General features: G+C 56.9%; 7 protein-coding genes. All 7 read right to left on the reverse strand.

The window, feature by feature from the left end; all coding sequences use genetic code 11:
* Positions 1-48: 48 nt before the first annotated feature.
* Entirely contained in the window at positions 49-1,251 is a 1,203-nt protein-coding gene (locus I6E51_RS09505) for a tyrosine-type recombinase/integrase (RefSeq protein WP_197110074.1), read from the reverse strand.
* Positions 1,251-1,454, reverse strand: a complete 204-nt coding sequence (locus tag I6E51_RS09510; RefSeq protein WP_307783896.1) for a helix-turn-helix domain-containing protein — start codon at positions 1,452-1,454, stop codon at positions 1,251-1,253. The genes I6E51_RS09505 and I6E51_RS09510 overlap by 1 nt, the downstream gene beginning before the upstream one ends.
* Before the next feature lie 278 nt (positions 1,455-1,732).
* A complete protein-coding gene (locus I6E51_RS09515; protein ID WP_197110075.1) occupies positions 1,733-2,332 on the reverse strand; it encodes a hypothetical protein in 600 nt (199 codons plus the stop codon).
* A 60-nt stretch (positions 2,333-2,392) separates the two neighbouring features.
* Complete coding sequence (locus I6E51_RS09520; protein WP_197110076.1) at positions 2,393-6,475, reverse strand: AAA domain-containing protein; 4,083 nt, start codon at positions 6,473-6,475, stop codon at positions 2,393-2,395.
* Positions 6,476-6,554: 79 nt separating this feature from the next.
* Complete coding sequence (locus I6E51_RS09525; RefSeq protein WP_197110077.1) at positions 6,555-9,680, reverse strand: type I restriction endonuclease subunit R; 3,126 nt, start codon at positions 9,678-9,680, stop codon at positions 6,555-6,557.
* A complete protein-coding gene (locus tag I6E51_RS09530; RefSeq protein ID WP_197110078.1) occupies positions 9,680-10,960 on the reverse strand; it encodes a restriction endonuclease subunit S in 1,281 nt (426 codons plus the stop codon). The genes I6E51_RS09525 and I6E51_RS09530 overlap by 1 nt, the downstream gene beginning before the upstream one ends.
* A complete protein-coding gene (locus I6E51_RS09535; RefSeq protein ID WP_197110079.1) occupies positions 10,957-12,909 on the reverse strand; it encodes a class I SAM-dependent DNA methyltransferase in 1,953 nt (650 codons plus the stop codon). The genes I6E51_RS09530 and I6E51_RS09535 overlap by 4 nt, the downstream gene beginning before the upstream one ends.
* Positions 12,910-12,961: the final 52 nt, after the last annotated feature.

The following is a 12,961-nucleotide window of genomic DNA, read 5'->3' on the forward strand; positions in this document are numbered from 1 at the left end:
TCATCTGGGTCGAGGACGGGCACTAATTCGCTTATACGCCCGTCGAGGCTAAGACTCTTGTGGTCCCCTCGGCGCCAAGCTCTCAAGCACCGACGCTGTCAGCGGGTTCACCATCGGATGCACTTCGATGTAGTGCTGCTTCGTGACTTCTTCACTGGAATGGCCAAGCATCTCCGCAGCAAGGGCAGCTCCCGACCCGCGTGCGAGCGTCGTGGCGACTGTCTTCCTGAACGTGTGGGGTGTCACCGCAGCGAGGTCCAGACCGGTAAGTAGCGGCGAACGATCTCGGATTTCCCTCCACTGGCGCCTTACGTTATTCGGCCACAACGCAGTTCCCTTTCGAGATCGAAACAAGAGCGTTTCCGGTTCCGGCTCCCCCATCGATGCGATTTGGCGACGCAACGCCTCCGCAGCGAATTCTGGAACAGCAACCATCCGCGATTGCCGCGCTTTCTTCGGATGGTCCTGACGAATGAGCCCGTCCTGCTTAGTGTTGACGAGAGTGCCGGCAATCGTCACCACGGCGGGGCTTGTCGTGACATCGACATCACAGATCCTCAAAGCCAGAACTTCGCCGATTCGGGTGGATGTTCCCAGCAATACTTCGATGATTGTTGCGAGCTGACCGTCCGGTCGTGGCCCTAGGACAGACGCCCCTGTGCGCCAGTCGGATAGAGCGGAACGGACAGCGTGCAGTTCATCCCCGCTAAGAGCCCGGGGCGTCATGTCAGATTTTGGAAGCCGACCCGCATCACGCACAGGATTCGAGGAGATCGCATCGTGCCTTGTCGCCAATCCCATCATCAGAGACAAGACAACGCGGGCATGTTTACCTTTCGATACCCCCTCGCGTGCCAACCGCTTGAGGGTTGCATCAACCCGACCGACAGTGAGCTCACGAAGACGGAACTCACCCAGAAGAGGCAAGATCAGATTTCGAGTATCGCGCTCGTATAGCTCCAAGGTCGTCTGATTCAAGCGGCGTTCTGCCCGGACCTCCTCAAGCCAGAAAGTTGCGAGATCCTTCAGCTTCGTCTCGCCCGTCAGTGCCGCATCACCGACCGGGATTATCCGGTCAGCGATCCGCTCACGCAGCGTATGCTCCGCGGCAGAAATGCTTGCACCCGAAGCCTCAATCGGCCGGACAACACCATCCAAGTCACGAATTCGAGCCTTAGCGACGAAGCGGCCGGACTTCTTTGTCGTCGTGATTTTTCCGTAAGTCCCGATCGCCAAAGCTTGGCGACCCATCAGCGCTGCCCCTGGACATCAAGCCACGCCTCGACCGCGGCCGGGCGCCACCTCAACTGGCTGCCCACCTTTATCGCCGGCGGGCCAGTGCGTTTCAGGCGCCAGTCGTAAAGCGTTTTGGGGCTCACGCCCAGATAGTCGGCGAGGGTGTCTACGGAGAAAAGGCGCTCAATTGTTGGCGCGTCGAGGGTTGAAGTGTTCACGTAGAGTCATGTGCGCGGCACTTTCGAGATGGCTCGAAAAATCGTCGAGTTCACATGGAGGATCGGCGTAGCGCGTGAAACGAGTCATATGGCTGAAGGTGCAACCGAAACCCTCGCCCCGTTTCGTCGAGCTCCATCCGAGCTTCCGCTTCCACGCAGCGGTCAAGCTCTACGTGACGCTGAGTTCGAGACGCTTCGCATACCTACAGGCCGGAGCCGTTTGGCAAGATGAGCCGAAATCGACGCAAATTCTTTACACAGATATCCGCTCTGCAGGCTTAAAGGTCATCGAGCGCTGCCGCCTTTGTTTGCCCGCTCTCAAATTCTTCGAACGCTTTGCCGACGTACTCAATCTGCAAATCGATATCGAAATTGTCCCCGGTTATGACAAGCCAGATATGAGTGTCGCCGGAAGACCATTGGTAGTAGCGGGTCATGTGCCCAGCTGCGACCGCCAAACCATACTCCTGCGGTGAATCCTCGTAGAGATCGTTGCTCCAGTACTGATTTCTTTCGATGGCCTGGCCGTACTTCGACGTCAAAAGCTCGTCGAGAACTGAGAAGTCTCGAAGGTTCAGCGCGTAGTCCGAATGGGGTTGGGTGATGATGTACTTTGCCCTGACCAGAGTGTCGGACACGAAAATATACAATGCAGTAGCCGACAACCCAGCGATCGTTACCGCGTAGCCAAGGGTGGCGTCAACGCCGCCATCGGGCTCGCGCCCCTCACTCGCTTTGACTTCGGCGCGAGTGGCTCCCCACTTTGCACGTCTAAAACCGCCGGTCTCAACAGTCGAGCTACTTGGCGGGACCCGCGTCCAAGTTCCGTCACTGCTCAGCTCCACGCGCGTGCCATCTGCCATCATCGCTTCAACCATGGGAAAACTCCTTCTTCAATAATTCGCGACAGATCTATGCCAAGACGTCGCATCGAAAAATTACTCATTCAACCTATTCAAGTTCGCTTGCGCTTCTGAAATGCGTCGTAGGATTTTGGCGCCGCGCCGCCCGAATCCGAGTTCGCTCATGACCATTGATAACTCGTCATCGGAGCTCCGAACCACCTCATCGCTTCGCAGCCATCGGACCATGCTTACTAGGTCCGTCATGTTGTACTCATCAATAGGGAGCCCCCGTCTCAACGGTGGACGCACCCCCGCCCTTTGCCCGACGGGCAGCTCCCATTCGATTTCGGATTCTGCAGGAGAAGCTTTTGTCTCGGCATCAGAGTGCTCGACCGCTTGTTCGAAAGCGGCAAGAACTGCCGCCACTTCACCCGCGGCATCGTTAAACCAATCGGTGCTCCAGATGCGATGAAACACCCAACCGCGGCGTTCAAGAAGTTGTTGTCGCAGGCGATCTCTTTCGCGAGCCGTGTGCCCGGAGTGATACGCGGCTCCATCTGCTTCAATAGCCAGCACATGTCGACCCGGTTTTGTCGGGTGTCTTGCCGCAAAGTCCAACCGGTAGGAGCCGACGCCGACCTGGCAATCGAGGCGTATCCCTGCCGCTTCCAGACGGTCACGAACGTCGATCTCGAATGCGTTCAGCGGTATGTCTCGGTTAGGGCCATCGCCAAGATCAGTGCCTCCTGCTGCGACAAATCGCACAAACTGATACATCAACTTGTAGCCCCGGCTGTCGTGGCCGTCCTCCGTTAAGTCATCTGGCGAAAAACTGCTGACCAGAGTTAGCCGTAGACGGGCCCTGCTGATCGCGACGTTCAGCCTTCGGTCCCCGCCGTTCTGCAGCAGAGGCCCCCAGAAAAGTCGAAGTTGTCCGTCTTTGCTTTTCCCGTAGCCAACAGTGAGGATAACTGCGTCCCGCTCATCACCTTGGACGCGTTCGATCGATTTCACGAAGAATGGTTGCTTGGCGTTTAGCTTCTCGAATAGGCCAGGATCGTCCGAAAATGCTTTCTCCAAAGCAGCCTCAAGTCGATGCTGGTGCTTAACACCGAAGGCGATTACGCCTAGCGACTCGTCAGGATGACGCAGAGCGTGATCTTTGACAGCCTCAACTACTGCGGCGACTTCTGCTTCGGGGCTGTTTGTACCGCCAGCGATGCCCGGGCTAAATGGAACCTCGATATGACTGATCGCGTCTGGACTATCCGCTGCGGGGAACGTGGTCAGAGAGCTGTCATAGACGTACCTATTCGAGACTGCGATCAGGCGTTCGTCACGGGAACGATAGTGCCATAACAATCGCCGAGACTGCCCTGCCAACAGGCGATCCATGGCGAATAGAATACTCTCGGCATCCCGGGTGAGCGAGCCCAATCGGCGAGGAACCGGTCGCTCGTCTAGCGGCTGTTCAAGGGACGCATCCTCATCCAATTCATCCGAATCTTCAGGATCTTCGAGTGTTTTCGCGAAGAACTCTGTCGGAGGAAGTTGACGGCTGTCTCCTGCGACGATCAACTGCCCGCCTCGAAGGATCGCCGGTATGGCATCTGCCGGCTTCACCTGGCTCGCTTCATCGAAAATGACTAAATCGAAAAGTTGATGTCGTGGGAGTAGTCGCGACACCTGCAATGGACTCATCGCCCAGATTGGTTTAGCTGCGAGCATTACATCGGGCACTTCACGAAGAAGTTTTCGAACTGGAGTGAATCTAGTTTTGCGCGTGACTTCCTTTTTGAGTATGAGGTGCTGCTCAGGATTCGCGTCTAGTTCACGCTTCAGTCGCTCTGCAGCGATTCGACGTATGCGCACCGCGTTAGCTTCCAGATGTCCAAGATCGGCACGTTGGAATGTAGCCGTTGCACGATTCAGATCGCGGCCACTGACCGCAGATAGTTCAGGGTCGAATAGGAGAGCTTCGTCGAGCAGCGAAGCGGAAACGACCCTGTCGAGGTACCGGGGAGCCCTGTCCGGCACTTCGTGACCAATATCTTCACGCATTCCTAGCTCCGCCAGCAACGGACCCAGCCCTGCCGCAACCAGCTTTGAGCGCAAGGCAGACGATCGCGGCATGACTCGTCGGCTCTGGTTTTTCGCCAGGGTCACGAAATGCCTTGGAATATCTTGGATCGGGGCGTTGACCAGTGAAATTCCTTGAAGCGAAGTATCTAACTTGGCCAGGCCATCCCGGAAGGCGAGCGCTTGATCGACCTTTGGTCTCCAGTCGCGAGCAGCTGAGTATTCCGGGCGTCCGATCCAAGAGATTCTGAGGTTCAAAGCAGCGCCCAGTGCATCCCCTCTTGTTGCTCTCGGTAGATGTCGGACAATCGATTTGGCTCTTCGGAGCGCATCGCGGCGTGCGGCGCCAGAGAGTTTTAGCTGCGCGACTTTTCTATATGGTCTGCTGATCGTCAAAAGCGAGTCGCGAATCTCATCCGTCGAATATTGCAGATCGAGACCTTCTGGCATCAAATCTAGAATGCGATCGCGTTCGCGGAGCTGGTTCGCGAATTCTGCTAGGTCTTCCCAGGTGGCTGGCAGCGGGAGCCCAAAGGTACCGGCCAAGGTCGTCATCTCTTCGGCAACGAGAGAATACTGCGACTGTAGGTGGGTTAGAAGCTCGTTTGACTGACGTAGTGCGTCCTCATTGATAATTCGGTCCGGGGACCATCCCACCGCAGTTGACCAGCCCGCCTCAAGCGCACCCAACTCGCTTAACTCCGAGAGGGCAGCGCGATGCCGCACTACGTCTAGTTCAGTCCATGCGCGAAGCGCAGATGCCGGGATTCGCAGGTCGGTTTGAATCTCCAGCGGTGTAGTAATGGAAAGTGCAATCAGCTCGGCGACGCTTATGCCCCAACCGCGGGTCGGGAGGTGGATTGCGGCGTTGTGTCGAACAAGGCGATCACGCGCTTCCTGCAGCGAAAAGTGGAGCTCGTCGGTGCGGGCGATTCCGGCGGTGCTCTGTTTATCTAAGGCTTCTTGGAGCTGGTCTGCTACGAAGCGTCTAGAACTTGCAGCCGCAAAAACGTCAAGAACAAGATGGCTGAGATCGACTTGATCGAGGCGTTCAAGAACCGCAGAAACAGCGGCGCGCTTCTGCGCGACGAAGAGTACGGAGCGACCTGCTGCAGCGGAGGTTGCGATGATATTCGCGATGGTCTGACTCTTGCCAGTTCCTGGTGGTCCTTCAACCACAAGGTTGCGTCCTTCTAGCGCGGCGTTGACGACGTAACTCTGACTTGCGTCTGCATCAAGAACCAAGAACTCGGCTTTGACAGGCATATAGTCAGGCGTAGCGGTAGTCACCTCGTCGGCGACTGAGCGAACGCGCGCCGCTGCGGAAGCATCTCCCGATAGGGCCGTAACGATATCTGATCGACCTAGGGCTTCTAGATCACTGACGTCATCCACCATCGGCTGTTTTGCATAGCTGAAGGCACCGATGAGAATTGTCGAATCGATTTCGAACTCGGCGATGTCGTCACACGCGTCCTCTACTGCGAGTTGCATGTTCTCGATGTCATCGAGTTCACCTTCGTAGTCCAACAGCATGTCGTCGGCAATTCGACCCTTGTCGGCATTTAGGACGTGCGTGAGGACTCCATTGATCTGAAAGTCATCGAGCAGCCGAAGGTCCCAAGCTTGCTGCGCACCTCGACGCAACTCAATCGCAATCGGTCGGAGAAGCAAAGGTGCTCTCGGACGGGTGTATTTGGGTCTGCGTTGTTTGGTTTCAGGTTCGATCTCAGCTTTCCCGTCACCAAGCTCAGCTGCTTCGGCATCAGCGAGACCGGGATTCCCCTCGGGGTCCCACGACACCATTCCGGCGGCGAGGTAAGTAACTGAAATACCGTACTCTTCGACAGCTTCACGCTGTTTTCTGGCCAAAGCAACGCAGGCTTTTTGCGCCTTAGCCAGAGATTCAGCGTCCGTGAAAAGTTCAGAGAGTCGAACTTGGTGTCCCGCCATCAACTTCGCGAGCCCTGCCCTCGGAGATCCGTCAAGCACCAGCGTGGACGCACCGTTGCGGTAGTTGAGAAGCCTATTATTGCCGCCGACGTCAATTAGACCGTTGCGCCATTCTTTGGTAGCAGATTCTATGGACTGGCTCATGTCTTCTCCTTTGAGAAGTTCGAACTGGATGCCCTGTGGGAGTTTGAGAGGCCAAGAGGTTGCCGAGACGCTTCCGATGTCATTTCATCGCCGCGGATCGCTCGGCCTCAGCACGCGTCTGTTCGTACAGCCCCATCGCGAGCAGCACGTCCTTGACCTTGCCGAAGTCTTCCATCTGAAGCAGCGCTTTGTACGCGCCGTTGAGACCGCTAGCGGAGCGATACATCGCGTCTTCGAGTTCATTCACAATCGTGGGTGAACCCTCGAAGTCAGTCTCGGTGTTCGCAATAGCTTCGGCTTGAAGCTGCTCGTTCTCAACGACGTGGCGCAGGAGTGACTCGGCAGCGTTTACTCCGTCGACCTCTTCGATGCCGGTGCCGGCGAAGAGCTGGTTGATCTTGTCGATTACCTCTTGCAGCAGTCCGTAGCGAACTTCGCGTGGCTGGCCTGAACCAGCCCCCTTGAACCCAGTGAGCTCCCCCGACTTGTCCGGAGTGAGCTTCAAGTTCTTGGAGTCGAGCTTGCGCAGCCGGTAGTGGGTGAGCACGATCTCATCGGTGTTGATCTCCGACTGAACCGCTTCTTGGCGTTCGATCACGCGACGGTACACACGCAGGAATATCGCCCACTTTTCGATGTCGGTGTCGCCGTAGTCCATGATTTGCGACAGGAAGTCATAGGCACGCACGAAGGCGTTCACGGTTCCGCGGAAGTCTTCGAGCCGACCGATCTCAAGGTCGTCGGGCGCCGTCTCATCGTTCGCGGTGTTCCAGCGGTCCCAGAACACGTCGCGGGAGGCTTTGATGTGGGAGTAGAGCGCGTTGTGGCTGCTCTTGGTGAGCCACGCGTTGACCACACCATCCACATCGTGTTGATCGATGATGTTCATGCCGCGCAGTTTGTTGAGCATGTCGTGGATGATGTTTCGGTCAGACGGTGTCGTGAGTTCCGCATCCTCGTAATAGGTCTGAAATGCTTCCAGAATCACATCGGGATCGTTGACGAAATCGAGGATGTACGTGTTCTCTTTACCGGGGATTACCCGATTGAGTCGCGACAGAGTTTGCACCGCAGTGATGCCGGAAAGTTTCTTGTCGACATACATGCCCACGAGCAGTGGCTGGTCGAAGCCGGTCTGGAACTTGCTGGCGACGATCATCACCTGGAACTCGTCCCCGCCGAATGCTTTCTCCAGCGAGCGCCCTTTCAGGCCGGTGTTCATCGAAGTCTCAGTGAGGTCCGTCGACCCTGACTCGGGATCGTTCACCGAACCCGAGAACGCGACGAGAGCACCAACTTCACCCTGCAGTTTGTGATCTGCGAGGTATTTATCGATCGCAATCTTGTACCGCACCGCTTCTTTTCGGGAACCGGTAACGACCATCGCTTTCGCACGGCCACCGAGCTCGGTGCGCACGTTGGCCCGGAAGTGTTCGACGATGACGGCGACCTTCTGGGCAATGTTGGTGGGGTGCAGTCGCACCCAGCGCATCAGTTCGCTGTTTGCCTTGGAGGTATCTATTTCCACGTTCTCTTTAGAGGCACCCGAGTGTGCGATCTCGAACGCGAGGTCGTAGGAGATGTAGTTCTTGAGCACGTCGAGAATGAAGCCTTCTTGGATGGCTTGCTTCATCGAGTAGAGGTCGAACTCTTTCTTGACCCCGGTTTCGTCTTCGCGCCCGAACAGCTCCACCGTTTTGCCTTTGGGCGTGGCGGTGAAGGCAAAGAAGGAGATCGTGCCGACTCCGACTTTTCGCGCCATGAGGTCGGCGAGAACATCTTCAACGTCGGTCGTCTCTTCGCCAGCGTCAACACCGTCCGCGGCACTAGCGTCTGCCGTTGCTGGCTTGCCAGCCGTAAGCACTTGCTTGAGGGATGCTGCGGCTTCTCCAGTTTGGGATGAGTGGGCTTCGTCGGCGATGACCGCATACTTGCGCCCAACAAGACCTTCGTTTTCTTCGATCACGCTCAGCGCATGAGGGAACGTCTGGAGAGTCACACCGATGATCTGCTTGTTGGTCAACAGAGCGTCGGCGAGCTTCTTCGACTTTGAGGCGTCCCCTCCCCCTGTAATGGCTTGAAACACGCCAGGTGTGGTTTCGAGCTCCTGTACCGCGGCTCGCAGTTGCCCGTCGAGCACTTGCCGGTCGGAGACGACGATCACGCCGTTGAAGATCTTGTTGCCGGCGTCGTCGTGCAGCTGAGCCATCCGGTGGGCAGTCCAGGCGATGGAGTCGGTCTTGCCCGAGCCGGCGGAGTGTTGGATGAGGTAGTTGTGTCCGGGACCTTCGGTAGTGACAGCGTGTTCGAGCTTGGTGACGGCTCGCCACTGGTGGTAGCGCGGGAACCGCAAGTAGCGGGCATAGGCCTTTTTGCCGTCGAGGGAGTCGACGTGTTCTTCGAACCGGTAGTGCAGGAAGCGTCCGATGAGGTCGAGCCACGTTTCGCGTTCGAGGATTTGCTCCCAGAAGTATGAGGTTGGGCTGGTGGTGCCGTCGGCGGCTACATTGCCTGCACCGTTGTTCTTGCCGCGGTTGAACGGGAGAAAGCGGGTGTTGTTGCCGTCGAGCTTGGTGGTCATGTGCACTTCTTCGTTGGTGACAACGAAGTGAACGAGAGCACCACGCCCGAACGTGAGTAGTGGCTCACCGTCGGGTTTGCGGTCGTGCGCGTACTGCTTGAGACCTGCTTTGAGGTTTTGGGTGAGGTCAGTTTTGAGTTCGATGGTCGTGACGGGGATGCCGTTGACGAAGAGTACGAGATCGATCCGGTTCTGGTTGCGGGTCGAGTACTCGACCTGGCGCATGACCCGTAGTCGGTTCTTCGCGTAACGCTCGGTTGTGGCGGGGTTTAGCGCGGTTGCGGGGCGTGCTTGAAAGAGACTGAATTTGGCGTTGAGTACGCTGACGGGTTTCTTGATCGCGTTGAGTGTTCCTCCGGAGCTCATGGGGTCGGTTTTCATGACCTGAACGATGCGGTCAAGGATCTGTTTGCGTCCCTGATTTTGTGAAACTTCGGATGCGTCGGGCTTGACGATCTTGTCGAGCTGTTCTGGTTGGGTGTCGTTCAGCCACGCCCAAATGTCATCAGGGAACAGAGCACGCTCGCGGTCATACCCAAGGTCGTCCGGTGAGTACTCCCACCCGTGCGCTGCAAGGTAGTCGCAGATTTCTGTTTCGAAGGTGTCTTCATGATGTAGCTGCATTACGCCACCGCCCCGTGTTCACGAACATCAATCTTGCCGGTCACTGCTGCCGAAATAAGTGCTGCGCGGCGTTCGCGGGAAAGCGCGATCGCTTCTTTTGCGTCAGCGATCGTTGCGTCAAATTCAGCGATGTGACGATCAAGGTATCTCACAAGAGAGTGTTGTTCAGCGCGGCTCGGAACCACTATTCGAAGGCTGAGGAAGTCTTGGAAGCTCAGATTCTGCATCGTCGCGCTTGCACCAACGCTCAGAGATCGGAGCTGTGCACGGTAGTAGTCCGAGCGCGTCCAGTAGTAGACGAAAGCGTTCTCTGAATGCGGGAACTCAATTTGCCAGAGCTTGTCGGACAGGAAAAGATAGTCACTCCCCTTGTCAACCAGTGCACCTGTTCCGACAAGGTCTGGCGTGTTTGCCCGATTGATAAGTAGGCTTCCCGACCGGACGGCGCCAGTAACCCGGCCCAAGTCTTCGTCAATAACCCGTTTATTCTCGGACGGGTCAAAGAAAGCTTTTGAGACGCTTCCGGTTTTAAGGACTCCGATCTCTGCTTCCACCGCACGCGTTTGATAACCGTTGACGCTAGTGCCGGATTCGTACAGTGGAGCAAGCCGACGAAGTGGGATCGATTGCCAATGCTGTGGCATTTGGTCGACCCATTCGACACCGCTGTCTTTCATGGGGACGGTCGGGTCGAGGCCCTTGGTGACGGCGTGGCTGATCGTCGCGGCACGCCGCTCGGCGAGCAACCCGATGAGTTCCTCCTGATCCGCGATGAACGCGTCAATCTCCGCCGTCTCCCGAGACAAATACGAGACAATCTCTGACTGCAAGCGAGGACTCGGGAAATCGAACTTGATCGAGCCCAGTTCGCTGAGTCCTATCCGCGGAGTACGGACGTTTGAGCCTTCAGCGGAGCCGATGCCGCGCAGAAGACTAGTCATCTGACTAACGAACCAAGGGGTTTTTATGAGGTAAGTGAGATACTCCGGGTCTGCGAGCGAAGTGGGCCTCATCACCAAATAATCCGGGCTAACTAATCCTTCAAGGGGAGATACACCAACGGCTCCTTTGTAGGCACTCATCCTGTTAAGTACGAGATCGCCGGGGCGACAGGTTTTATAGATGCCGAGATCCTCAGCCCTGGGCGCCGCGTCGTCAATCTCTGATCGCAGAAGCACTCCTCGATACTGCGAGACCGAGAGTAGAGGTAAATCGGTGGCACGCTCACCTGCGCGGGAATCGATTGCTCTAAAGGTCGCCCACATAGGCATGACAGTCATGCCTTCACCGCTTCGAGCCGCGCACGAATCCGCCCGAGTACCGCATCGAGGTCCTCGTCGATCTCTTCGAGGGAGCGCGGCGGCACGTACTTGTAGAAATGACGAGTGAAGGGAATCTCGCAGCCTTCCTTCGTCTTTGACTCGTCGATCCACGCATCCGGCGCGAAAGGCTTCACCTCACGATCGAAGTGCTCGTGAATGTCCTCGCCCCACGGCACGTTCTCGGTGTCGCGCAGTGTCGGGTCCGCTTCGGGGCGCTTCTTAGAATCCACAACGATCGGTGCCAAATCGTCCCGCTCCGACAAGCCCGCAACAAACGCCTTCAACTGCGCCGCGCTGAGCACAACATCAGCCGCCTTCAGCCGCGACTCAATCTGCTTACGGAAAGCCGCGGCATCCGTCATCGACTCGACCGGAACCGCCACAACCTGCTCAGCAAACGCCGACCAATCCGCGTTCGCCTTCTCTAACGCCTTCACCTCACGGGCAACCGCGAAACGCTCAGAGTTCAACGCCCAGTTCAGGCGCAGCGGCCGCTCGACAGTAATAGTGCGGTAGAAAAAGTCCTCCGTCGCAAACCACTTCGAACGGTCATCCTCAGCCGTGCTGTCATACAGCTTCACCAACGCGGCGATGTCCTTCTCGCCAAGCTCGTTACGCTTCGAACCCAAACCCTTCCGCATCTTGCGGAACAGCTTCGAACCATCAATTAGCTGAACCTTGCCCACACGCTCCGGGCTCTTCTTCGTCGACAACACCCAAATGTAGGTAGCGATACCCGTGTTGTAAAACATGTCCGACGGCAACGCAATAATCGCCTCCAACAAGTCACGTTCAAGAACCCACTTGCGGATGTTCGACTCGCCCGAACCCGCACCACCCGTAAACAACGGGCTACCGTTCAACACAATCGCCGCGCGACCGCCACCATCCTGGGCCGGACGCATCTTCGAAATCAGATGCAACAAGAACAGCATCGAACCATCCGACACTCGCGGCAAACCCGGACCAAAACGGCCCGCAAAACCACGCTCCTTGTGCTCTTCGGTGACCGCCTTCTGCTGCTTCTTCCAATCAACACCAAACGGCGGGTTCGAGAGGCAATACGAGAACGTGCTGTTCGTGTGACCGTCATTCAGCAGGGTGTCGCCGAAGACAATCGCATCCACCGACTGGCCCTTAACCGTCATATCGGCCTTGCAAATCGCGTACGACTGCGGGTTGATCTCCTGCCCCGCCAATGTCAATGTCGCACTCGGGTTCGCCCGACGGATGTGATCCTCCGCCACCGACAACATTCCACCCGTGCCTGCTGTGGGGTCGTACACCGACCGCACCACATTCTGCTTCGCCAACGTCTCAGACTCCGGCGCCAGTAAGACGTCGACCATCAACTCAACAACGTCACGCGGCGTGAAGTGCTCACCAGCGGTCTCATTCGAAGCCTCCGCGAACTTGCGGATCAACTCCTCGAAGATGTGGCCCATCTCCTCATTCGGGACCGTCGCCGGGGACAGATCGACCTCTGCGAACTTCTGGGCCACCAAGAAGAGCAGGTCGTGTTCTTCCAACTCGACTAGACGTTCGGCGATCTTGTACTTGTCGAAAATGTCCTTGACGTTCTCGGAGAAACCATTGACGTAATCGAGAAGGTTTGCAGCGATGTTCTCCGAATCACCGAGCACCGATGCCATGTCGAAGCGTGACTCGTTCCAGAACGAATACTCGTGACCGGCCTTATTGCGCAGCAGTGATGCACGCACCGGGATCTCCTGCTTCTTCGCCTCTTCCACCGCAGCGAAAACAGCTTGCTTGGTGGGCGCGAGCACGGCATCCAAACGGCGCAGCACCGTGAACGGAAGAATGATGTCGCCATACTGGTGGGCTTTGAAACTGCCCCGCAGTAGATCAGCGATTGACCAAATGAAAGTGGCGTGGTTATTGCTCAAAACTTAGTACCCCTCATTAACACGTAATTCGAATGCTATCGGGAATCGCAGA

Origin of the sequence: Salinibacterium sp. NSLL17 (assembly GCF_015864935.1) — a bacterium.
Lineage (GTDB): Bacteria > Actinomycetota > Actinomycetes > Actinomycetales > Microbacteriaceae > Rhodoglobus.

Excerpts from the sequence above, each read along its gene's own strand:
- I6E51_RS09520 (WP_197110076.1), bottom strand. The coding sequence starts at position 6,475 with ATGAGCCAGTCCATAGAATCTGCTACCAAAGAATGGCGCAACGGTCTA.
- I6E51_RS09530 (WP_197110078.1), bottom strand. The coding sequence starts at position 10,960 with ATGACTGTCATGCCTATGTGGGCGACCTTTAGAGCAATCGATTCCCGC.
- I6E51_RS09515 (WP_197110075.1), bottom strand. The coding sequence starts at position 2,332 with ATGGTTGAAGCGATGATGGCAGATGGCACGCGCGTGGAGCTGAGCAGT.
- I6E51_RS09525 (WP_197110077.1), bottom strand. The coding sequence starts at position 9,680 with ATGCAGCTACATCATGAAGACACCTTCGAAACAGAAATCTGCGACTAC.
- I6E51_RS09505 (WP_197110074.1), bottom strand. The coding sequence starts at position 1,251 with ATGGGTCGCCAAGCTTTGGCGATCGGGACTTACGGAAAAATCACGACG.